Raw genomic sequence first — 19723 nt, 5'->3', positions numbered from 1 at the left:
GTCGGCGGCGCGGCCGCTCTGCGCCGCGCGATGTTTGCGGCGACCAACACGCACCGGAGGTCGATGTTCCAAACGCCTAGTCCGTCGGGTTGCGACCGGTGCGCGGGTTGATCGGATCGGTCGGCTTGCGCCGAAGTCCCTCGGGGAGAAACGGCTCGCTCGGCGAGGCCGTCGGCTCGGCACGCACGTCGGCATGGCGCTGTGCCCGCTCATGCGGCGTCTTGTTGTCGTTGAATTGCCGCTTCACGTCGACACCGTCGACGGGGTCGTTGACGCCATGCTGGATGTCGCGGAAATCGCTCATGGTTCACCTCACTTCTTTCTCGGATGCAGACGCTGAACGATGAAGTCGGAGACCGCCTGTGACATCGCGGGCGGCTCCCGATTTTCCGCCATTGAAATCAGAGAACCGCGCTTTCCCGGCGATGTTCCCGATCGCGCATGGAACCGGCTTTCGGAACGATCGCGCGTGTACCCGGTTGGTTCACACCAAGGCTGAGTGGAGAATCGAGATGATGGACCAAGGCGAACTGGACCGAAGCGAGACAGGCCGCTTGATCGGCAGCGACAAGGTCGAGGGAACATCGGTCTATGGCGCCGATCGCAACAAGATCGGTTCGATCGAACGCGTGATGATCGACAAGATCAGCGGCAAGGTGTCCTACGCCGTACTTGGCTTCGGCGGGTTTCTGGGGCTCGGCAATGATCACTATCCGTTGCCCTGGCAATCATTGAAATACGATCCCGAGCTCGGCGGCTACGTCACCGGAATCACCGCCAAAGCGCTGGAAGGCGCGCCGAAATACGGAGAGCGGAGCGACTGGAACTGGGGCGATGACGCTGCGCTGCGCGGCATCAACGCCTATTATGGTGTTCCGGTCGCATAGCGCTTGAGGGCTAAGTGCGAGGATCTGATGAGCAAGGAACGGCCCAACGACGATCCCCGGCAGCAGAACGACTGGGGATCGCACTCCCAGACGAATAAGCCCTGGGAGGAGAAGCCGGAGAAGGAGCAGAGGTCGAAAGCAAAACCGGACCTCGAAAAGTGGCATGAGAGCAAGACGCATTGACGCAAGGCGTCTTCATGGCATGAACAGCGCGGCACTCAGAGTGTCGCGCTTTTTTTGAGCAGCGCATTCACGAATGCCTGCGGTGCTCCAGACGTCGGAACGATGTTTTGGCGTTGCGGTTACGCCCCGGGGGCGCGAGCTTGGTTCAGCCCGGTTGGCGCCGGTTCAATCCCCGATAGAGGTGTTCACCGTGGATGCTCAAACCCGGGAGCATGGGCCGTCCGCGGAGCAGCCGCAGAGGACGAAGGAAGCTCCAAGGACTGTATCCGATAGATCCCGCGAGGGCGCAGACCGGTCGCAAGAGCAGGCGAAGACGCCATCGCTGCGCGACCGGCTTCGCGAGAATTGGCTGCTCGCCACGGTCGGCGCGATCGTTCTGCTTGCCGCGCTGGCGGGCGGTTTGGTCTACTGGCTCCAGATCCGCCACTATGAATCCACCGATGACGCCTTCGTCGCGGCGCGCAGCTTTTCCGTGGCCTCGAAGGTGGGCGGCTATGTGACCGATATCCCGGTCACGGACAACCAGCATGTCAATGCCGGTGATCTTCTGGCCAAGATCGATGAGCGCGACTACCGGATCGCCGTCGATCAGGCTGCGGCGCAGGTGGAGGTCTCGAAAGCGAACATCGCCAATGTCGAGGCGCAGATCGATTCACAACAGGAGCAGATCAAGCAGGCCAAGGCCCAGCTCGAACAGGCGCAGGCCCAGCTCCAGTTCTCCCAGGAAGAGTTTTCGCGCGCTGAAGACCTCGTCGAGAAGGGCGCCGGCACCGTACAGCGCCAGCAACAGACCCGCTCCGATCTTTTGGCGCAGCAGGCCAATACCGAGCGCGCGAAGACAGCGGTGACCGCGGCGGAAGTCGGCATCAAGACTCTTCAGGCCCAGCTCGAGGGCGTAAGAGCGCAGCTCCAGCAATCGCAGGCGCAGCTCGATCAGGCCAAGCTGAACCTGGAATATACCAGTATCGTCGCGGCGCAGTCCGGCCGCGTCGTCAAGCTCAGCGGCGCCAAGGGTACGTTCGTCGCGGCGGGGCAGAGCCTGATGATGTTCGTGCCCGACGAGGTCTGGATCGTCGCCAACTACAAGGAAACCCAGCTCGACGACATGCGGCCGGGCCAGCCGGTCGAGATCCGCATCGATGCCTATCCCGGGCACAAGCTGACGGGCCACGTGGAATCGGTGCAGCCCGGCTCGGGCACTGCGTTCAGCCTGCTGCCGGCGGAGAATGCCACAGGCAATTTCGTCAAGGTCGTGCAGCGCGTGCCCGTGAAGATTGTGGTCGACAACTGGCCGGCCGACCTGCCGGTCGGTCCCGGCATGTCGGTCGTGCCCTGGACGAAGGTGCGATGACGGATATCTCGCAAGGCGGCGCGTCCGCCGGCGGCTGGTCGCCGGAGCGCTCGGCGGCCGGCGGGCACAATCCCTATCTGATCGCCTTCGTCGTCTCGATCGCGACCTTCATGGAGGTGCTCGACACCACGATCGCCAACGTCGCGCTGCGCCACATCGCGGGCGGGCTCGCCGTCGGTCTAGACGAGAGCACCTATGTCATCACCAGCTATCTCGTCGCCAACGCCATCGTGCTGTCGATCTCGGGGTGGCTTTCGACCGTGCTGGGGCGCAAACGCTTCTACATGATCTGCGTTGCGACCTTCTCGGTTGCTTCGTTGTTCTGCGGCCTTGCCTGGAATTTGCAGGCGCTGGTGTTGTTCCGCATTCTGCAGGGGCTGGGCGGCGGCGGAATGGCGACCAGCGAGCAGGCGATCCTCGCTGATTCGTTTCCGCCGCAAAAACGCGGTCAGGCGTTTGCGATCTATGGCGTCGCAGTCGTGGTCGCGCCGGTGATCGGTCCGACGCTCGGCGGCTGGATCACCGATACCTACTCCTGGCACTGGGTGTTTTTGATTAACGTGCCGATGGGCCTCGTCTCGCTGTTCCTGGTCGGCGCGCTGGTCAAGGAGCCGTCAGGCGCGGAAGAGGAGAGAGCGGAGCTGTTGAGCAGGGGGCTTCGGGTCGACTATGTCGGGTTCATTCTGGTTGCCATCGGCCTCGGTGCGCTCGAATTCGTCCTCGACGAAGGCCAACGCAATGATTGGTTTGGATCGAACATGATCCTGTCCTTTGCACTGCTTGCCGCTTTCTGCCTGCTCGCGTTGATCCCATGGGAGTTGATGCGGGATGATCCGATAATTGACATCCGCCTGCTCGGCAGGCGGCAGTTCGGAGCCTGTTTCCTGGTTATGCTCGCTACGTTTGCGGTGCTGATCTCAACGACGCAGCTATTGCCGCAGCTTTTGCAGACTGAGCTCGGCTATACCGCCATGCTCGCGGGATTGGTGCTGTCACCGAGCGGCGTCGTGACGATGATGTTGATGCCGGTGGCGGGACGACTGGTCACGATAGTGCAGCCGAAATATCTGATCATGTTCGGCGCTGCGGTTGCCGCAGTTTCCATGTGGCATTTGACCGGGCTAACCGGGGACATCACCTACGGCTATGCCGCGATGGCGCGGATCTATCTCGCGGTCGCTCTTCCCTTCCTGTTCCTTCCGGTGACGACGGCGTCCTATGACGGCTTGCCACCCGAGAAGACCAACCAGGCCTCCGCCCTGATCAATGTCGCGCGCAATATTGGCGGCTCGATGGGGGTTGCGCTGGCGCAGACGCTCTTGGCCCAACGCCAGCAATTCCATCAAAGCCGGCTGATCGAGCACGTCGCGCCGTCCGATATCGGCTACCAGCAGACCATCGACGCGATGACGCGCTTCTTCCAGGCGCAAGGCTCCAGCGCGACGGACGCCGCGTCGCAAGCGATCGCCTGGGTCGGCAAGACCTTGCAGCAGCAGGTCGACCTCCTCGCCTATATCGACGTGTTCTGGACACTCGCCATCATCGCTGCGCTGATGATCCCGACCGCCGCGGTGCTGCGCCCGATCGACCTGCACGCGCCGGCGCGGGGGCATTGAGGAAGCGGGCTGCAACGCCCGATGCTGATGCCGTTGCGTACTCGTGCATCAACAACGTCATCCTGGCGAAAGCCAGGACGACACCAGAAGATCTTAAAATTCCAACGTTCGGCGAAGCCCCAACATTGCTCAACCCGCCGCCCCCCTTCGTCCCGGCCCCGCATGCACATGCACCTGCTTGGCGTGCAGCACCTCGCCGCATTCGGAGCACACCATCACGGGATCGAACAGCTTGCCGCAGCCCTTGTGCTCGTGCAGCAGCGGGCGGCCGCGCTCGTCACCCATGTGGATGTCGCCCCAATGCACCATCGCCATGATGATCGGATAGAGGTCGAGTCCCTTTTGCGTGAGGATGTACTCGTAGCGCTTGGGCGCCTCCGAATAGGGGATGCGACGCAGGATACCGAAGCGGACCAGCTTCTTCAGCCGCTCCGAGAGCAAATGCCGCGTGATCTGGAGCGCGGACTGGAAACCCTCGAAACGGCGCACCCGCAGGAAGCACTCGCGCAGGATCAGAAGCGTCCAGCGGTCACCGACCACAGCGACGGTGCGGGCCAGCGAGCAGGGCTCTTCCTCGAGCGTGTCCCATTTCATGATCGGATATCTCCGGTGCGTGTTAGTCTGAAAAAGGAACTTATCTGAAGGATAAAGAGGATTTCTGGCGAACTCTAACATCCATGTTCGAAATTTGACAGTTCTATTTTAGAACTATAGTCTTCGATCAATCGCATCAGCCGCAGCTCCTAGACGAAGCGGCGGCATTCACCGGAGGAGCGACCTTGCCCAAGCGAAACGCCACAGCCGCCGTCATCGGCGCCGGCGACTACATCGGTGCCGAGATTGCCAAGAAGTTCGCCGCAGAGGGCTTTTCGATCTTCGCCGGCCGCCGCAACGGCGACAAGCTCGCGCCGCTGGTGAGGGATGTCGAGGCCGCCGGCGGCGAGATCCACGCTCGCTCGCTGGACGCGCGGAAGGAAGAGGAGATCATCTCCTTTCTCAACGATGCCGACAAGCATGCGCCCCTCGAGGTCTGCATCTTCAACGTCGGCGCCAACGTCAATTTCCCGATCCTCGACACCACCGAACGCGTATTCCGGAAAGTGTGGGAGATGGCCTGCTATTCCGGCTTTCTCGCCGGCCGCGAGGCAACGCGGTTGATGCTGCCGCGCGGCGGCGGCAACATCTTCTTCACCGGAGCCACCGCCTCCTTGCGCGGTGGTAGCGGCTTTGCCGCTTTCGCCAGCGCCAAGTTCGGCCTTCGTGCAGTGGCGCAGGCGATGGCGCGCGAATTGGGACCGAAGAACATTCACGTCGCCCATCTCATCATCGATTCCGGGGTCGACACCGAATGGGTGCGGCAGCGCAGGCTCGAGGCGCTCGGCCCCAACGCACTCGACAATCCCGACCTCCTGATGCCGCCGTCGTCGGTCGCGAACGCCTATTGGCAGCTCTATCAGCAGCCGAAAAGCGCCTGGACCTTCGAGATGGAGATCCGCCCCTTCGGAGAGAAATGGTGACCGCGGCGCAAAAGTCCGACTAGACTGTCACAAACGCGACCAGAACTCCGGGAGGCCAATACGTGAAGACTGCGATCACCGAACTGTTCGGCATCGAGCACCCCATCATCCAGGGCGGCATGCATTTCGTCGGCTTTGCGGAGCTTGCCTCCGCTGTCTCCAACGCCGGCGGGCTCGGCATCATCACCGGACTCACGCAGAAGACGCCGGAATTGCTCGCCAAGGAGATCGCGCGCTGCCGCGACATGACCGACAAGCCGTTCGGCGTGAACCTCACCTTCCTGCCGACCTTCGCGGCGCCGCCCTATCCGGAATATATCGCCGCCGTCGTCGAGGGCGGGGTCAAGATCGTGGAGACCGCGGGCCGCAGTCCCGAACAATACATGCCGGCGATGAAGGCGGCCGGCATCAAGGTCATCCACAAATGCACCTCGGTGCGCCACTCGCTCAAGGCCGAGCGGATCGGCTGTGATGCCGTCAGCGTCGATGGTTTCGAGTGCGGTGGTCATCCCGGTGAAGACGACATCCCGAACATGATTCTGCTGCCGCGCGCAGCAGAAGAGTTGAAGATCCCGTTCGTCGCCTCCGGCGGCATGGCCGACGGGCGCAGCCTCGTCGCCGCATTGTCGCTGGGCGCGGCCGGCATGAACATGGGCACGCGCTTCATCGCCACCAAGGAAGCACCGGTGCACCAGAACGTGAAGAACGCACTGGTCGCGGCCACCGAGCTCGACACCCGCCTGATCATGCGCGCGCTGCGCAACACCGAGCGTGTGCTGAAGAACGCCAATGTCGATCGCCTGCTCGAGATCGAGCGCGAGAAAGGCGATAAACTCAAGATCCACGACATCCACGATCAAGTCGCGGGCGTCTATCCAAAGATCATGATCGAGGGCGCGATGGATGCCGGCGCCTGGAGCTGCGGCATGGTCGCAGGGCTCATCCGTGACGTTCCCTCCTGCAAGGAACTCGTCGATCGCATCATGGACGAGGCGGAAACCATCATCCGCAACCGCCTGATGGGGTTCCTGGACGGGGCGGCTACCGCGCGAAAGGTCGCCTGATCCGTCCGTACAGTCTTAACCTTGGCGGCAATCGGTCGCTGGAATTGCCCGCGGCGCCTCCTAAATAGGGGTAAATTGCCCCTATAATCAGGTTTCAGGAGGCGTCCTTGGTCCTGAAAGGCGTTCGTTTTGCAGTTGTTGCCGCGCTCGCGTGGAGCAACATCTCGCGCGCCGACGAATACAAACCCGACGACTATCTGAGCCTCGATCTGTCCAAGGCCGTGCTGTCGCCGAAGCGGCTCGGACCGGAGACGCAGTTCGCGCCGGTCGCGCTCGAAGCGCGCGGCGGCAACGACGCGCAGGCGCGCGCCCGGCCGATGGACGTGCCGAAGAAGGTTGCGGCCGAGCGCGTGCACGTGCCGGCGCCGAAGCTCGCTCAGCCGAAGCTTGCTCACACGAGGAGCGCAGCGCCGCGCGGCGCCGCGCGTGCCAAGCTCGCGCATCGTCACGGCAATCCGCTCGACGCGCAGGCGATGGATACCCGCATCCAGACCTGGCCGTGCCGCTCCGGCGGCATCTGCAATTGGAAGCGCTAGTTGGTCCTGGAGCGTCATCCGCGCGTCGCAAAACCGTAGGCGCGGAGTCAAAAAACCGTAAGGATAGGAGTCAAGGAGCGCAGGCACCTTCCGTCGCGATTCGACGAAGGTCTCCTGAATGGCAACGCTCCGCGCCTCGCGCGCATGGACCCGGCGGCAGTTCCTGGTCCGCTCCACCTCCAGCCTCGCCATCACCTCGCTCGGCACGCTCGCGAAGCCCTATATCAGCCGCGCTGCCGACCGCCCGCAGATTGCGGGTGGCATCCAGTCCGGTGACGTGTCGGATGGCTCTGCCGTGGTCTGGGCGCGCGCCGACCGCCCCGCGCGCATGCAGGTCGAGTATTCGACCGTGGAAAGCTTCAGGACAATCATGGCGACCGCGTCAGGCGACGCGTTGCCGGATACCGATTTCACCTCGAGGCTTCTGCTGAGCGACCTGCCGCCAGGGCAGGACATCTTCTATCGCGTGCGCTTCGACGACATCGCGACCGGCGTTGCCGGCGAAGCCCGCATCGGCCATTTCCGCACCGCGCCGGCCGCGGGCCGGTCGATCTCGTTCGTGTGGTCGGGCGACACGGCGGGGCAGGGCTGGGGCATCGATATTTCGCGCGGCGGCTATCGCAGCTATCGCACCATGCTCGACAATCACCCGGACTTCTTCATCCACTCGGGCGATCACATCTACGCCGACTGCACCATTCCGTCCGAATTGAAGCTGCCGAATGGTGAGACCTGGCGCAACGTCGTCACCGAGGAAAAATCCGAGGTCGCGCACACGCTGGCGCAGTTTCGCGGCAACTACAAATACAATCACCTCGACGAGCATTTTCGCGCCTTCCACGCGCAGGTGCCGATGTTCGCGCAATGGGACGATCACGAGGTCACCAACGACTGGTCGCCGACCGGCAGCTACGATGACGCCGGCTTTGATGCCGACGGCACGCCGCGCCTGGTCGCGCGCGCCCGCCGCGCCTTCTTCGATTTCATGCCGATCCGCGGCATCGGCGCGCGGCAGGGCCGGATCTATCGCCGCATCGGTTACGGGCCGCTGCTCGACATCTTCATGATCGACATGCGCAGTTTTCGCGACGACACCTGGAACAGAGGCGACGACCATCGCGGCTGGATTCTTGGCGCCGAGCAGCTCGCGTGGCTGAAGCACGAGTTGGCTTCTTCGCGTGCGACCTGGAAGGTGATCGCGGCTGACCTGCCGATCGGCCTGATCAGCCTCGATGCGGTCGCTCTCGGCGATGGGCCACCTGACCGGCGCGAGCACGAGATCGCCGATCTGCTTGCGTCCATCAAACGCGCCGGCGTTCGCAACGTCGTCTGGCTCACGGCCGATATGCACTACACCGCGGCGCACTACTACGATCCGGGCAAGGCGCAATTCAGCGAATTCGAGCCGTTCTGGGAGTTCGTCTCCGGCCCGCTGCATGCCGGTACCTGGGCGCCGGGCGAGCTCGACAACACGTTTGGCCCGGTCGCGATGTACCAGAACGGATGCAGCGTAGCGCAGGGCGAGAACCTGGCGCCCTGCTTCGGACTCCAATTCTTCGGCCGCGTCGACATCGATGGCGATACCGCAGTGATGACCGTGACGCTGAAGGACGTCGACAACCGCGACCTCTGGTCGGTCGACATCGTGCCGCAGCCGCAAGCGCGTCCAGCCGTGCTGGCGCAGCATTCGTGAGGGACACGAATCGATCGCCCAAGCGTCACGGTCGGGCATAGCCGTCCGAAGGAGAGCGTCGCTTCCGCTCGCCTATGGCCCGGCCATCCACGCCTTATCGCCAAGGCGCGAAGAACGTGGATGCCCGGGACGAGCCCGGCCATGACGACGGGAAGCACCTAACCTGATCTTGATTGGCCGCCTCGCGGCTGCGGCGCTATGGTGTCGTCTCCCGCCATCTCCTTTCCATCACCGAAGAGTCTGCTCACGCGGCGCCGGCGCGCGTCTGGCGGGCTGAGTACGTCAGGAGCCTGTTCATGGACAATCTGAAGACCCAGGGCATCAGCATGCCCAAGCTCGGCCTCGGCACCTTCCGCATGCAGGGCGATGCCTGCCGCGCCGCGGTTGAGAGCGCGCTGTCGCTCGGCTATCGCCATATCGACACCGCGGAGATGTATGCAAATGAGGAGCCGATCGGCGCCGCGATCGCCGGCGCCCGCGTGCCGCGCGATGAGCTGCATGTCACAACCAAAGTCTGGCATGAAAATCTGACCCCCGACGCGATCCGCCGGGCCTTCGACGCCAGCCTGAAAAAACTCCGGCTCGACCATGTCGACCTCTACCTCGTGCATTGGCCGTCCAGCGCCGCGAACTGGGGCGCGGTGTTCGAAACGCTGATGAAGCTGAAGGAGGAAGGTCGTACGCGAGCCATTGGCGTCGCCAATTTCACCACTGCGCTGCTGAAGGCCGCCGTCGAGGACATCAGGGCCCCGATCGCCTGCAACCAGGTCGAATATCACGCGATGCTCGATCAATCGAAGGTGTTGGCCTATCTCGCAGCCAAGTCGATTCCGCTGGTTGCTTATTGCCCGCTGGCGCAGGGGCGCTTCGCGTCGGATCCGGTGCTGAGCGAGATCGGCGCCAAGCACAATGCGACCGCCGCGCAGGTGGCGCTGAAATGGCTGGTCGACCAGGACGGTGTCGCTGCGATCCCCAAGGCATCCCGGCGCGAGAGCCAAAAGGCCAATCTCGACGCGTTGAAAATCACGCTCGACGATGCCGACCGCCGAAAGATCGCCGCGCTGCCGAAGGACAGGCGCTGCGTCGATCCGGGCTTCGCACCGGCCTGGGACTAGGTTCGTCGGTTCCAGATGCGCAAAGAAATGGCCCCGCAAGGGGCCATTTCCGTGTTGCGCATTAGTAGTCATGCATTAGTAGTCATAATGGCGATGACTGCGCTTGATCACCACGACCTTGTCGCCGTGATGGCGCCAGCCGCGATGCCAGCCATAGTCGCGATGCTCGCGGAATTCGGCGCGGGCGCCGTAAGGGCCGTAATGGTGGCGCTTGACCACCACCGTGTCGGCATTCGCCAGCGTCGGCGCCACGATCGCAAGCGCACCGAGAGCCGCAACGACGTAGCCAATCTTCCTCATGATGTCCTCCTCCAATCGAATGCAAATTTAAACCGCGCGTATACATGAACGTTCCGGAGGAACTGGGAGAATTCTGAATGGCTGTTCAGGTGAGCAGTCCGCAACCGCTCTCAAATCTGCTCGTGCGCTAGTCGCAGCGATACTGCGCAGGAGTCGGTGTGCCGGTCTTGACGTATTTGCCGTCCTTGATGGTGTAGTGGCCGCGCTCGCTGCGATTGTAGATCGCGCGCAGGCTGCCGTCCTTCGACAGCAGCAGGCCGAATTCACGCGTCTGATGCAGCGACGGGAAGAACACCATCAGATCGAGCAGGCCCTCCGCATCGATCGCGGCCGCCACGACTTCGTTCTCGTCCCTGGCCTCGCCGAAATTGCGCCGGTACATCACCCGGCCGTCTGGCCTGATTTCGTAGCTCAGCACGGCGCCCTTGTCGCGGTCGGGCTGCAACGAGCAGTCGACCGACCATGAGCCGAGCAGACCCCATTGCTCGACCGTCGTCGCCAGCGTTTCGGCTGTGCTGTAGACGTCAGCGCAGCGCAAAGCAGCGCGGCTGCGGTCCAGCGGCTCAAGCAACATATCATATCCGGAGAAAGCCCCGCCCTCGATCGAGGCCGAAGTCTAGCATCTCCGGCCCGCCAGTCTACCAACGCTCCCCCAATTTGATCCGCATCAATGAGGCCGCCCGGTTCTCGGATAGGATGGAATTTCCGGAGGGCGATCGTGGATAGATCAATGCTGGATGAAGTCGTCGAGTTCGCGGGCGAGGTGCTGCCGGGCGGCCGCGCCGCGCCGCCTTATTCCGAGACCGCGTTCCTGGCCGAGTTGGGCGACCGGCTCCGGTCATCGCGCCTGCGCTGCGAGCTGTCGCGCCGCGAGCTTGCCCGCAGATCGGGGATTTCCGAGCGCTACATCGCTCAGATCGAGGCCGGCAAGGGCAACGTTTCGATCGTGCTGTTGCTGCGGCTGGCCTCCGCGATTCACGGCAGCCAGCCCCAGGCGGCCTGACGTCTAACCGTTAGGCGCGCGCCTTCTCCACATTGGCGCTGCGCGAGGGCACGCCGAACTCCTTGCGGCAGACCTCGGCCAAAACGGCGACGCCTTCGCGGATCTGTTGATGCGTCGGGCTGGCAAAGCATAGCCGCAGGCGCGGGCGCGAATGGCCCTTGTCGGTCGACCATTCCGGCCCTGGATTGATCGAGACTCCGGCGGCAAGCGCGGCCTGATACAGTTTTAGCGTATCGACCTGGTCCGGCAGCTTCACCCACAGGAAGATGCCGCCCTTCGGCTCCTCGAATTCCGCGGCCGTCCCGAACTGCTCGTTCAGGGCCTCCATCAACGTATCAAGCTTGGTGCGCAGTGCTTTCGTCAGTGCCGGCACGTGGGTTGCGAAATGCGGCTTGCAATATTCGGCGAGCACCATCTGCTCCAGCGCGCCGGAGCCGGCATCCGTCTTCAGCGACAGCATCCGCGACATCACCTCCCAGGGGGCGACGATGAAGCCGACGCGCAGCGCCGGCGCGATCGATTTCGAGAACGAACCGATATGGATCACGCCGCCCCTGGGGCTCATCGCGTGGATCGCGGGGGGGCGCTGCCCCGACCATACGAGGTCGGCGTAGCAATCGTCCTCGAAGACCGGCACGCCGTACTCGGCCGACAACCGCAGCAGTTCGGCACGTCGGCTTTCGGGCATGATGCTGCCGGTCGGGTTCTGCACGGTCGGAATGGTGTAGATGTATTTCGGTCGGATGCCGCGGCTCTTGAGGTCGGCCAATGTCGTGGCCAGCACGTCCATGCGCATGCCGTCTTCGTCGAGCGGGATGCCGATCGTATTGACCCCGAGCCGCGTCAGGCGGTTGAGCGAGCCCTGATAGGTCTCCTGCTCCACGATCACGGTGTCGCCGCGCGCGAGCAGCGTGTGGTTGACGAGGTCGAGCGCCTGCAGGGACCCCGAGACGATCAGGAGATCGTCGACGGTGCAGGCGATGCCGGCATCGCGCTTGAGCTTTGTCACCAGGAATTCGCGCAAGGGCAGATAGCCCTGGGGCCCGTGCGCCAGGCCGTAGGTCGCAAGCGTCCGGCCCTCGCGCCGCAACACCGCGTCGACCGCCTCGACCAGTCGATCGACGGGCACCTGCTCGGGATCATTGTTGCCGCCGACAAAGCTGTATTTGGCAAGGCCCGTCCAGCGCGCAGTGGGGGCCGGCAGCCCCGGCGGAAACAGGGGCGCGAAATCGAAGCTGGACGTCATGGATGTTCCTCGTTCTGTTCTTGTTGAGCCGGCCGGCGTTGCACCGGCTGGCTGGTTACTTCTTGCTGGCCGTCCGGGTCGGACGTCCTTGGCTGACGAAAGCGTAATGCGCGTTGGCGACGCCGCCAACCATCAAGGCTTCGACGACCGGCTCGGCGATCTCGCTGGTGGCGGCCCAGTCGACGATGAAATTGGCCCCGGTCCCGCCACGTACGTCGTCGGTGGGAATGAAGATCGAGACTGTGGCGAGCGGCTTCAGTGCGACCGGCGCCTTCAGATAGCTCTCGACCTGCTTGCCTGCGGTGTCGAAATAGGCGATGCGTTTGACGACCAGCGGCTGGGTTTCTGAGGCGTTGTGGACGCTCAACGTCACCGAGAAGTCGACGCGCAGCTTGCCCTGGCTCATCGCGACGCTGGAATAGGCCGGCACGTAGAAGCCGCCGGAGACACTGAGTTCCTCCTTCGGCAGCGCGGTGAGCGAATCGGCAAAGCTCTGCTCGAGATTCACCTTGTCGAGATTGATCTTGGGCTGAGCGGTTGCCAGGGGCGCGGAGACGATTGGACATAGCAGGATTGCAGCGGCTAACGCCATTCGCATGTGACGAATTGCTCGCTTGCCGCGCCGCAACCCGTCTCTACGGTGCGGCAAAACGGACCAATTTGGCATGCACGAGCTCATTCGCGACATCACTCTCTGTATTCTGTTTGCCTGGATGCTGGGCCTTTTGGCCCATTTTTCACGGCAACCGTTGATCCTGGCCTACCTTATCGCCGGCTTCTGCATTGGTCCATTCGGCGCCGGCTGGGTCAAGTCGCAGGAATCGATCGCCGTCATCTCCGAGCTTGGCCTGATCTTCATGCTGTTCATGATCGGGCTGGAGATCGACCTTAAGAAGATCGTGCGGGCAGGGCGGGTGATCCTGTTCGCGGCCGGGGGCCAGCTCCTCGGCGGCTGCCTGCTCGGCATCCTATTCTTCGTCGGCATCGGCCTGTCGCTCGGGGGCGGGCATTTCGATGCGCTCTATCTCTGCGTCGCCTGCGCGCTCTCCAGCACAGTCATCATCGTCAAGGTGCTCTACGAGAAGCGCGAGCTCGACACGCTGCCCGGCCGCATCACGCTCGGCGTCCTGGTGCTCCAGGACATCTTCGCCATCCTGTTCCTGGCGGTGCAGCCGAGCCTCGCCAATCTGCAGGTCAGCGTCATCCTGCTCTCGATCGGCCGCGTCGCCGTGCTGGTCGCGGCCGCGCTCCTGATCAGCCGCTATGTGCTGCCGCGGCTATTCCACCAGATCGCCCGCCGGCCCGAGCTGATCCTGCTCGGCGCGCTCGCCTGGTGCTTCCTGGTCGCCGAGACCGCGGAGCGGCTGTCGCTGTCGCGCGAGATGGGCGCCCTGATCGCCGGCGTCTCGCTCTCGACCTTCCCCTATGCGCTCGACGTCACGGCCAAGGTCACGACGCTCCGCGACTTCTTCATCACCCTGTTCTTCGTTGCGCTCGGCATGACCATTCCGGTGCCGGGGCTCTCCGTCATCGGGCTCGCTGTGATGATCGCGGCCTTCACGGTGGTGAGCCGCATCATCACCACCTTCGCGCCGCTCTATCTGATGAAGCAGGGGCTGCGCGCGGGCCTGCTGCCGGCGATCAACCTGGCGCAGATCTCCGAGTTCTCGCTCGTGGTGATCCAGACTGGCGTCGCCGACCACCATATCGCGCCGGAGACGGCGAACGCGGCCTCGTTCGCCTTCGTGGTGCTGGCCGTGCTCTCGACCTTCGTGATGGTGCGCAGCGACGAGATCACCCGCTGGGCGATCGGCCCGTTGAAGCGGATCGGCCTGCGCGACCTCGATGACGGCCACGCGCACGCCGAAGAGGGGCATGGGGGCGGACACGGCGAGGCCCGCCGTATCGTCATCCTCGGCTTTTTCCGCGCGGCGAGCGCGCTGCTGGCGGAGATCGAGCGACAGGCGCCCGTGCTGCTGGAGCAGATCACGGTCGTGGATTTCAACCCCAATGTGTACCAGACGCTGCTTTCGCGCGGCCTGCACGTGATCTATGGCGACATCAGCAACGTCGATACGCTGGTCCATGCCGGCGTCGCCAAATCCGAGATGATCATCCTCAGCGTGCCGGATTCGCTCCTGAAAGGTGCAACCAACGAGAAGCTGGTCCGCCACGTCCGCGCGCTCAACCCGAACGCCCTGGTCGTGGCGACCGCCGATCTGCTGGCCGATGTCGGCGAGCTCTACAAGGCCGGCGCCAGCTACGTCACGGTAACCCGGCTTAGCGACGCCCATGAGCTGTTCACGGTGATCGAGGCCGCCCAGGCCGGCCTGTTGACCGACAAGCGCGCGGAGCTCGAGGTAAGGCTCAGCGAGCGGCGCGAAGTGCTGCCCTGAGGCGACCGGCCATCTTCCGCCCGATCGGGCCGCGCCTATATCGCTGGTATCTTCGGTGCAAGCCTGAAACCCGTAAGCAGGCCTGCCCCCCGGCATATGTGGTTGCGTCCAGGACACTAGCGCGCCGGCGCAAGTCCGGCTAAGCCTCCGGCCCATAACCGATAGAGATTGGGAAATGCCCGATACCGTTCAGGAAGTTTTGCAGGCCTTTGCCCGGGGCGAGCTCGTCGTCGTCACCGACGATGAGGACCGTGAGGGCGAGGGCGATCTGATCGTCGCTGCCTCGCTATGCACCGCTGAGAAGATGGCGTTCATCATCCGCCACACCTCCGGCATCGTCTGCGCGCCTGTTACCACCGAGGACGCGCGCCGCCTGCGGCTCGACCCGATGGTCGCCCACAACGACTCCGCCCACACCACCGCGTTCACGGTCTCGATCGACTACAAGCCCGACGGCGGCACCGGTATCTCGGCGGAGGAACGCGCCTCGTGCTGCCGCGCGCTCGCCAATCCCAACGTTGGCGCCAACGACTTTGCCCGTCCGGGCCACATCTTCCCGCTGATCGCCAAGGACGGCGGCGTGCTCTTGCGCTCCGGCCATACCGAGGCCGCGGTCGATCTCTGCAAGCTCTCGGGGCTTCCGCCGGTCGGCGTGATCAGCGAGCTGATGAACGACGACGGCAGCGTGATGAAGGGCGAGCAGGTTGCGCGCTTCGCCGCCCGGAACAAGCTCAAGCACGTCACCATCGCGGATCTGATCGCATACCGTCAGGCGCGCGAAAAACTGATCGAGCGGGTCGCGACCTTCGTCACCGAAAGCCCGATCGGCCCCTTGCAGGGCTATGCCTACCGTTCGCCCTTCGATTCCATCGCTCACGTCGCCTTCGTCTATAATGGGGTCGGCGACGGCAGGAACGTGCTGACGCGCTTCCACAAGCCGAACATCGTCAAGGACATTTTCACCGGCCACAAGCGCATGGCGGCCGTGCTCGAGCATTTCAAGAAGTCGGGTCGCGGCGTGCTGGTGTACTTGCGCGATGGCGCGGCCGGTGTCCCTGTCGAGCCGCTGCCGGACGAGACCTCGGCGGAGGCGGACCGCAACCGGCAGTGGCGCGAGGTCGGCGTCGGCGCACAGATCCTGCGCGATCTCGGCGTCACCTCGATCCGGCATCTCACCTCCTCGGTGCATGACTACAAGGGCCTGTCCGGCTTCGGGATCGAGATCGTTGCGAACGAACAGCTCGAGACCTGAGGCGTTGTCATTCCGGGATGGCGCGATAGCGCCAGATCCGGAACGTCGATGTTGGTTGATGTCGCAAGATTTCGGGTTCGCATCGCGCGTCCCGGAACGACCGAAACCAGGATGCATTTGCACTTGTTGTCCCGGCGCTTTAATTTGTCGGGCAATTTTTAGACGGAACCAGACGCGAAAGGACGTTTCATGAGCGTGCGCCCTCAGGCCAAGGACAAGCCGGCTGCGGCTTCTTTCCAGTGGGACGATCCGTTCCTGCTCGATGAACAGCTCACCGAAGACGAGCGTATGGTGCGCGACACCGCGCGCGCCTATGCGCAGGACAAGCTGCTGCCGCGCGTCACCAAGGCCTATCTGGAAGAGAAAACCGACCGCGAGATCTTCAACGAAATGGGTGAGCTCGGCCTGATCGGCATCACGCTGCCGGAGGAATATGGCTGCGCCAATGCGAGCTATGTCGCCTATGGCCTCGTCGCGCGCGAGATCGAGCGGGTCGATTCCGGCTATCGCTCCATGAACTCGGTGCAGTCCTCGCTGGTGATGTATCCGATCTACGCCTATGGCGACGAGAGCCAGCGCAAGAAGTACCTGCCGAAGCTCGCCAGCGGCGAGTGGGTCGGCTGCTTCGGCCTCACCGAGCCGGACGCCGGCTCCGACCCGGCCGGGATGAAGACCCGCGCCGAGAGGGTTTCGGACGGCTATCGCCTGACCGGCAGCAAGATGTGGATCTCGAACGCGCCGATCGCCGACGTGTTCGTGGTCTGGGCCAAGTCGGCCGAGCACGACAACCAGATCCGCGGCTTCGTGCTGGAGAAGGGCATGAAGGGCCTCTCTGCCCCGAAGATCGGCGGCAAGCTGTCCTTGCGCGCCTCCATCACCGGCGAAGTCGTGATGGACGGCGTCGTGGTTCCCGAGAGCGCGCTGCTGCCCAACGTATGCGGTCTGAAGGGCCCGTTCGGCTGCCTCAACCGCGCCCGCTACGGCATCTCCTGGGGCGCGCTTGGCGCCGCAGAGGACTGCATGCATCGCGCCCGCCAGTACACGCTCGACCGCAAGCAGTTCGGCAAGCCGCTTGCCGCGACCCAGCTCGTGCAGAAGAAGCTCGCCGACATGGAGACCGAGATCGCGCTGGGCCTGCAGGCTTCATTGCGCGTCGGCCGGCTGATGGACGAGGGCAAGTTCGCGCCTGAAATGATCTCGATCGTCAAGCGCAACAATTGCGGCAAGGCGCTCGACATCGCCCGCCAGGCGCGCGACATGCACGGCGGTAACGGCATCTCGATCGAGTACCAGGTGATGCGGCACGTCCATAACCTCGAGACGGTCAACACCTACGAGGGCACCCACGACGTCCACGCCCTGATCCTCGGCCGCGCCATCACGGGCATTCAGGCGTTTTTCTGAGCGCCACGGAATTCGGACGTGGTTGATGTGCTCCGCTGTCGTCGTCCGCCTTGTGCGCAATAGCGCACTGGAGCGGACGATCCAGTATTCCAGAGACCTTGCCTTCGCCTCAGACGCCGCCGAGTACTGGATACCCCGCTTTCGCGGGGTATGACGGAGAGGGTTGGGGCAGCAGCGTACAGGAAGTCCAATGTCCGACAACGACGACGTCCCGTTCAACCGCAACTTTCCGCTGAAGCCCGGAATCGTCGAGGAAGTCCGCCCCGGCGTACGGCGCGTGCTGTGTGACAATCCGAGCCCCTTCACCTTCACCGGGACGGTCAGCTACATCGTCGGCAAGGGCAATGTTGCGATCATCGACCCCGGTCCGGACAATGAGGCCCATGCCGCCGCGCTGCTCGATGCCGTGCGCGGCGAGACCGTGAGCCATATCCTCGTCACCCACACCCACCGCGATCACTCGCCGAACACGGCGCGGATCAAGCAGGCGACCGGCGCTACCGTCTATGCCGAGGGGCCGCACCGCGCCGCGCGGCCGCGCTTCGAGAGCGAGAAGCACAATCCGGAGTCAGGCGCCGATCGCGACTTCGCGCCCGACGTCAGGATCGCCCATGGCGACGTCATCGAGGGCGCCGGCTGGCAGCTCGAGGCGGTGGCGACGCCCGGCCATACCGCCAACCATCTTGCGTTCGCCTGGCCCGAGCGAAAGTTCAACTTCGTCGGCGATCACGTGATGGGCTGGTCGACCTCGATCGTGGCGCCGCCCGACGGTTCGATGATCGACTACATGGAGTCACTCGAACGGCTCGCCGGCCGCGAGGAGGATCTCTATTTCTCCGGCCATGGGCCCGAGATTCCGGACGGGCCGCGTTTCGTGCGGTTCCTGATCCGTCACCGCAAGGCGCGCGAGGCGTCGATCCTGCATCGCCTCGCCAAGGGCGAGGCCGATATCCCGACCATGGTGCGGGCGATCTATATTGGCATCGATCCGCGGCTGACAACGGCCGCCGGCTATTCCGTGCTGGCGCATCTGGAAGACCTGGTTGCGCGCGGCGTGGTGGCGACTGACGGCGATCCCGTGATTACGGGGACCTACAGGATGGCTTGAGGGCGAATAGCGAAATGGCGAGTAGCCAATAGGCGCCTTTTTCCATTCGCTACTCCCTATTCGCCAATCTCACTTCTTCACCGTCTTCGCCGGGGTCTTCGGCGGAATGACCGGCGCCTTCTTGACCGGCTTCAGTGCATCCGCATCGGCGGCGGTATTGAGATCATCGATGAACTTGGTGACGCGTGCGGCGTTGCTGCCGAGGTCGCTGTCGAAATAGCGCGAGGCGGAACGGATATCGACGCGGGAATCGTCGCTGTCAGGCACGACCCGGATCGAGATGTCCTCGCGGAACCCCATGATCGGCGTGCGCGCCACCGCCTCGATGCGGCCAATGCGGCGCGGCGGCTGCGGCGCGCGCTCGTCGATGACCAGCCATTTGCGCTTGTGGACGAGCTGAAGCGTGATCGCATAGGCGCGCTCGGCGGGGATCTCGAGCTCGATCGGCTCGATGTCGGGATAGAAGTGGCGCTGCTGCTCGGCCGAATAGAGGCCGGCATAGACCGCAGTGTTGGTGCCGTCGCCGGTGCGCAAGCGCGCCAATGCGTCGAAACGCGGCGGATCGATCGGATCGGTGGTGACGTCGTGGATCGCCGGCAGCCTGCGATATTGCAGGGCGAGATAGGCGGGATAGGCGAGGATCAGCGCGTCGATCAGGAAGGCGAACAGGATGCGCGCCATGCCGCGCGAGCCGTTCTGCCAGATCGCGGCAAAGCCAGCGAGCCCGAACAGGATCGAAAGCCCGGCGATTGCAAGTCCGCCGAAGAAGGTGACGAGCGCGGGCTTCATCTCCAGAAAGTCGAAGCGGACGATGATGATCGACACCACGACCGCCACCACCGCGAACACGGCCAGATTGCGCGCCCAGTTCGCGAGGCTGGATACGGGCTCCGACTGATAGGGAGCGGAAAACCTGCGGGCCATCGATGAAACTGCCGGGTTGGGGCTTGCCCCGCCGCCAGGGGGGCTTGGTTGAAAACTGGCTGCTTGAGATCACGGCGGCCCGACAATTTCAAGGTTTGCGGGCGATATGGCACCGAGAACCGGCGGAT

21 protein-coding genes are annotated in these 19723 nt (G+C 63.9%); 14 read left to right on the top strand and 7 right to left on the bottom strand.

What is annotated here, in order from left to right:
- Positions 1-76 precede the first annotated feature (76 nt).
- On the bottom strand, positions 77-304 hold the full coding sequence (locus MTR72_RS05200; RefSeq protein WP_063705953.1) for a hypothetical protein: 228 nt from the start codon (positions 302-304) through the stop codon (positions 77-79).
- A gap of 208 nt (positions 305-512) precedes the next feature.
- Here MTR72_RS05200 and MTR72_RS05195 point away from each other — a divergent pair, with 208 nt between their 5' ends.
- From MTR72_RS05195 to MTR72_RS05180, 4 genes are all read left to right on the top strand, one after another.
- Complete coding sequence (locus MTR72_RS05195) at positions 513-887, top strand: PRC-barrel domain-containing protein (protein WP_280965356.1); 375 nt, start codon at positions 513-515, stop codon at positions 885-887.
- Positions 888-914: 27 nt separating this feature from the next.
- A complete protein-coding gene (locus MTR72_RS05190; RefSeq protein ID WP_280965355.1) occupies positions 915-1070 on the top strand; it encodes a hypothetical protein in 156 nt (51 codons plus the stop codon).
- Between the two features lie 190 nt (positions 1071-1260).
- Positions 1261-2421 carry an HlyD family secretion protein gene (locus tag MTR72_RS05185; RefSeq protein WP_341510147.1) on the top strand — a complete coding sequence of 387 codons (1161 nt, stop codon included), beginning with the start codon at positions 1261-1263 and terminating at the stop codon, positions 2419-2421.
- Complete coding sequence (locus MTR72_RS05180) at positions 2418-4037, top strand: DHA2 family efflux MFS transporter permease subunit (RefSeq protein ID WP_280965353.1); 1620 nt, start codon at positions 2418-2420, stop codon at positions 4035-4037. The genes MTR72_RS05185 and MTR72_RS05180 overlap by 4 nt, the downstream gene beginning before the upstream one ends.
- Before the next feature lie 129 nt (positions 4038-4166).
- Here MTR72_RS05180 and MTR72_RS05175 read toward each other — a convergent pair whose 3' ends face one another.
- The gene (locus tag MTR72_RS05175) at positions 4167-4631 is read right to left on the bottom strand and encodes a winged helix-turn-helix transcriptional regulator (RefSeq protein WP_280965352.1); all 465 of its coding nucleotides are present in this window, start codon (positions 4629-4631) and stop codon (positions 4167-4169) included.
- A 185-nt stretch (positions 4632-4816) separates the two neighbouring features.
- On the opposite strand from MTR72_RS05175, the gene MTR72_RS05170 reads away from it, so the two are divergent.
- From MTR72_RS05170 to MTR72_RS05150, 5 genes are all read left to right on the top strand, one after another.
- Positions 4817-5554, top strand: a complete 738-nt coding sequence (locus tag MTR72_RS05170; protein WP_280965351.1) for an SDR family oxidoreductase — start codon at positions 4817-4819, stop codon at positions 5552-5554.
- 62 nt (positions 5555-5616) lie between these two features.
- A complete protein-coding gene (locus MTR72_RS05165; RefSeq protein ID WP_280965350.1) occupies positions 5617-6618 on the top strand; it encodes an NAD(P)H-dependent flavin oxidoreductase in 1002 nt (333 codons plus the stop codon).
- Positions 6619-6725: 107 nt separating this feature from the next.
- Entirely contained in the window at positions 6726-7154 is a 429-nt protein-coding gene (locus tag MTR72_RS05160) for a hypothetical protein (protein WP_280965349.1), read from the top strand.
- Between the two features lie 118 nt (positions 7155-7272).
- Positions 7273-8847, top strand: coding sequence for an alkaline phosphatase D family protein (locus MTR72_RS05155; protein WP_280965348.1), 1575 nt, complete (start codon positions 7273-7275; stop codon positions 8845-8847).
- 296 nt (positions 8848-9143) lie between these two features.
- On the top strand, positions 9144-9962 hold the full coding sequence (locus MTR72_RS05150; RefSeq protein ID WP_280965347.1) for an aldo/keto reductase: 819 nt from the start codon (positions 9144-9146) through the stop codon (positions 9960-9962).
- A 75-nt stretch (positions 9963-10037) separates the two neighbouring features.
- On the opposite strand, the gene MTR72_RS05145 is transcribed toward MTR72_RS05150, so the two are convergent.
- Positions 10038-10262, bottom strand: a complete 225-nt coding sequence (locus MTR72_RS05145; protein ID WP_280965346.1) for a hypothetical protein — start codon at positions 10260-10262, stop codon at positions 10038-10040.
- 127 nt (positions 10263-10389) lie between these two features.
- A complete protein-coding gene (locus MTR72_RS05140; protein ID WP_280965345.1) occupies positions 10390-10836 on the bottom strand; it encodes a hypothetical protein in 447 nt (148 codons plus the stop codon).
- Between the two features lie 156 nt (positions 10837-10992).
- Here MTR72_RS05140 and MTR72_RS05135 point away from each other — a divergent pair, with 156 nt between their 5' ends.
- Complete coding sequence (locus tag MTR72_RS05135; RefSeq protein WP_280965344.1) at positions 10993-11265, top strand: helix-turn-helix domain-containing protein; 273 nt, start codon at positions 10993-10995, stop codon at positions 11263-11265.
- Positions 11266-11275: 10 nt separating this feature from the next.
- Here MTR72_RS05135 and MTR72_RS05130 read toward each other — a convergent pair whose 3' ends face one another.
- Together MTR72_RS05130 and MTR72_RS05125 are read right to left on the bottom strand one after the other, a co-directional pair.
- Positions 11276-12511 carry an aminotransferase-like domain-containing protein gene (locus MTR72_RS05130; RefSeq protein ID WP_280965343.1) on the bottom strand — a complete coding sequence of 412 codons (1236 nt, stop codon included), beginning with the start codon at positions 12509-12511 and terminating at the stop codon, positions 11276-11278.
- Between the two features lie 55 nt (positions 12512-12566).
- Complete coding sequence (locus MTR72_RS05125; protein WP_280965342.1) at positions 12567-13109, bottom strand: DUF3124 domain-containing protein; 543 nt, start codon at positions 13107-13109, stop codon at positions 12567-12569.
- A 67-nt stretch (positions 13110-13176) separates the two neighbouring features.
- On the opposite strand from MTR72_RS05125, the gene MTR72_RS05120 reads away from it, so the two are divergent.
- From MTR72_RS05120 to MTR72_RS05105, 4 genes are all read left to right on the top strand, one after another.
- A complete protein-coding gene (locus MTR72_RS05120; RefSeq protein ID WP_341510146.1) occupies positions 13177-14907 on the top strand; it encodes a cation:proton antiporter in 1731 nt (576 codons plus the stop codon).
- 175 nt (positions 14908-15082) lie between these two features.
- On the top strand, positions 15083-16159 hold the full coding sequence (gene ribB, locus MTR72_RS05115) for a 3,4-dihydroxy-2-butanone-4-phosphate synthase (protein ID WP_280965340.1): 1077 nt from the start codon (positions 15083-15085) through the stop codon (positions 16157-16159).
- A 189-nt stretch (positions 16160-16348) separates the two neighbouring features.
- Positions 16349-17563 carry an acyl-CoA dehydrogenase gene (locus MTR72_RS05110; RefSeq protein ID WP_280965339.1) on the top strand — a complete coding sequence of 405 codons (1215 nt, stop codon included), beginning with the start codon at positions 16349-16351 and terminating at the stop codon, positions 17561-17563.
- 190 nt (positions 17564-17753) lie between these two features.
- The gene (locus tag MTR72_RS05105; RefSeq protein WP_280965338.1) at positions 17754-18671 is read left to right on the top strand and encodes an MBL fold metallo-hydrolase; all 918 of its coding nucleotides are present in this window, start codon (positions 17754-17756) and stop codon (positions 18669-18671) included.
- Positions 18672-18740: 69 nt separating this feature from the next.
- Here the strand turns inward: MTR72_RS05105 and MTR72_RS05100 are convergent, their stop codons facing one another.
- Entirely contained in the window at positions 18741-19595 is an 855-nt protein-coding gene (locus tag MTR72_RS05100; RefSeq protein ID WP_280971382.1) for a DUF1499 domain-containing protein, read from the bottom strand.
- Positions 19596-19723: the final 128 nt, after the last annotated feature.

It is taken from the genome of Bradyrhizobium sp. ISRA442, from assembly GCF_038085055.1.
Classification (GTDB): Bacteria; Pseudomonadota; Alphaproteobacteria; order Rhizobiales; family Xanthobacteraceae; genus Bradyrhizobium.
This window is presented reverse-complemented; position numbering and strand designations above follow the sequence as displayed.

What these genes read in the sequence shown, in the direction of transcription:
- MTR72_RS05200 (WP_063705953.1), bottom strand. Translation starts at nt 304, where the DNA reads ATGAGCGATTTCCGCGACATCCAGCATGGCGTCAACGACCCCGTCGAC.
- MTR72_RS05195 (WP_280965356.1), top strand. Translation starts at nt 513, where the DNA reads ATGATGGACCAAGGCGAACTGGACCGAAGCGAGACAGGCCGCTTGATC.
- MTR72_RS05190 (WP_280965355.1), top strand. Translation starts at nt 915, where the DNA reads ATGAGCAAGGAACGGCCCAACGACGATCCCCGGCAGCAGAACGACTGG.
- MTR72_RS05180 (WP_280965353.1), top strand. Translation starts at nt 2,418, where the DNA reads ATGACGGATATCTCGCAAGGCGGCGCGTCCGCCGGCGGCTGGTCGCCG.
- MTR72_RS05175 (WP_280965352.1), bottom strand. Translation starts at nt 4,631, where the DNA reads ATGAAATGGGACACGCTCGAGGAAGAGCCCTGCTCGCTGGCCCGCACC.
- MTR72_RS05155 (WP_280965348.1), top strand. Translation starts at nt 7,273, where the DNA reads ATGGCAACGCTCCGCGCCTCGCGCGCATGGACCCGGCGGCAGTTCCTG.
- MTR72_RS05150 (WP_280965347.1), top strand. Translation starts at nt 9,144, where the DNA reads ATGGACAATCTGAAGACCCAGGGCATCAGCATGCCCAAGCTCGGCCTC.
- MTR72_RS05145 (WP_280965346.1), bottom strand. Translation starts at nt 10,262, where the DNA reads ATGAGGAAGATTGGCTACGTCGTTGCGGCTCTCGGTGCGCTTGCGATC.
- MTR72_RS05140 (WP_280965345.1), bottom strand. Translation starts at nt 10,836, where the DNA reads ATGTTGCTTGAGCCGCTGGACCGCAGCCGCGCTGCTTTGCGCTGCGCT.
- MTR72_RS05135 (WP_280965344.1), top strand. Translation starts at nt 10,993, where the DNA reads ATGCTGGATGAAGTCGTCGAGTTCGCGGGCGAGGTGCTGCCGGGCGGC.
- MTR72_RS05130 (WP_280965343.1), bottom strand. Translation starts at nt 12,511, where the DNA reads ATGACGTCCAGCTTCGATTTCGCGCCCCTGTTTCCGCCGGGGCTGCCG.
- MTR72_RS05125 (WP_280965342.1), bottom strand. Translation starts at nt 13,109, where the DNA reads ATGCGAATGGCGTTAGCCGCTGCAATCCTGCTATGTCCAATCGTCTCC.
- MTR72_RS05120 (WP_341510146.1), top strand. Translation starts at nt 13,177, where the DNA reads ATGCACGAGCTCATTCGCGACATCACTCTCTGTATTCTGTTTGCCTGG.
- ribB (WP_280965340.1), top strand. Translation starts at nt 15,083, where the DNA reads ATGCCCGATACCGTTCAGGAAGTTTTGCAGGCCTTTGCCCGGGGCGAG.
- MTR72_RS05110 (WP_280965339.1), top strand. Translation starts at nt 16,349, where the DNA reads ATGAGCGTGCGCCCTCAGGCCAAGGACAAGCCGGCTGCGGCTTCTTTC.
- MTR72_RS05105 (WP_280965338.1), top strand. Translation starts at nt 17,754, where the DNA reads ATGTCCGACAACGACGACGTCCCGTTCAACCGCAACTTTCCGCTGAAG.
- MTR72_RS05100 (WP_280971382.1), bottom strand. Translation starts at nt 19,595, where the DNA reads ATGGCCCGCAGGTTTTCCGCTCCCTATCAGTCGGAGCCCGTATCCAGC.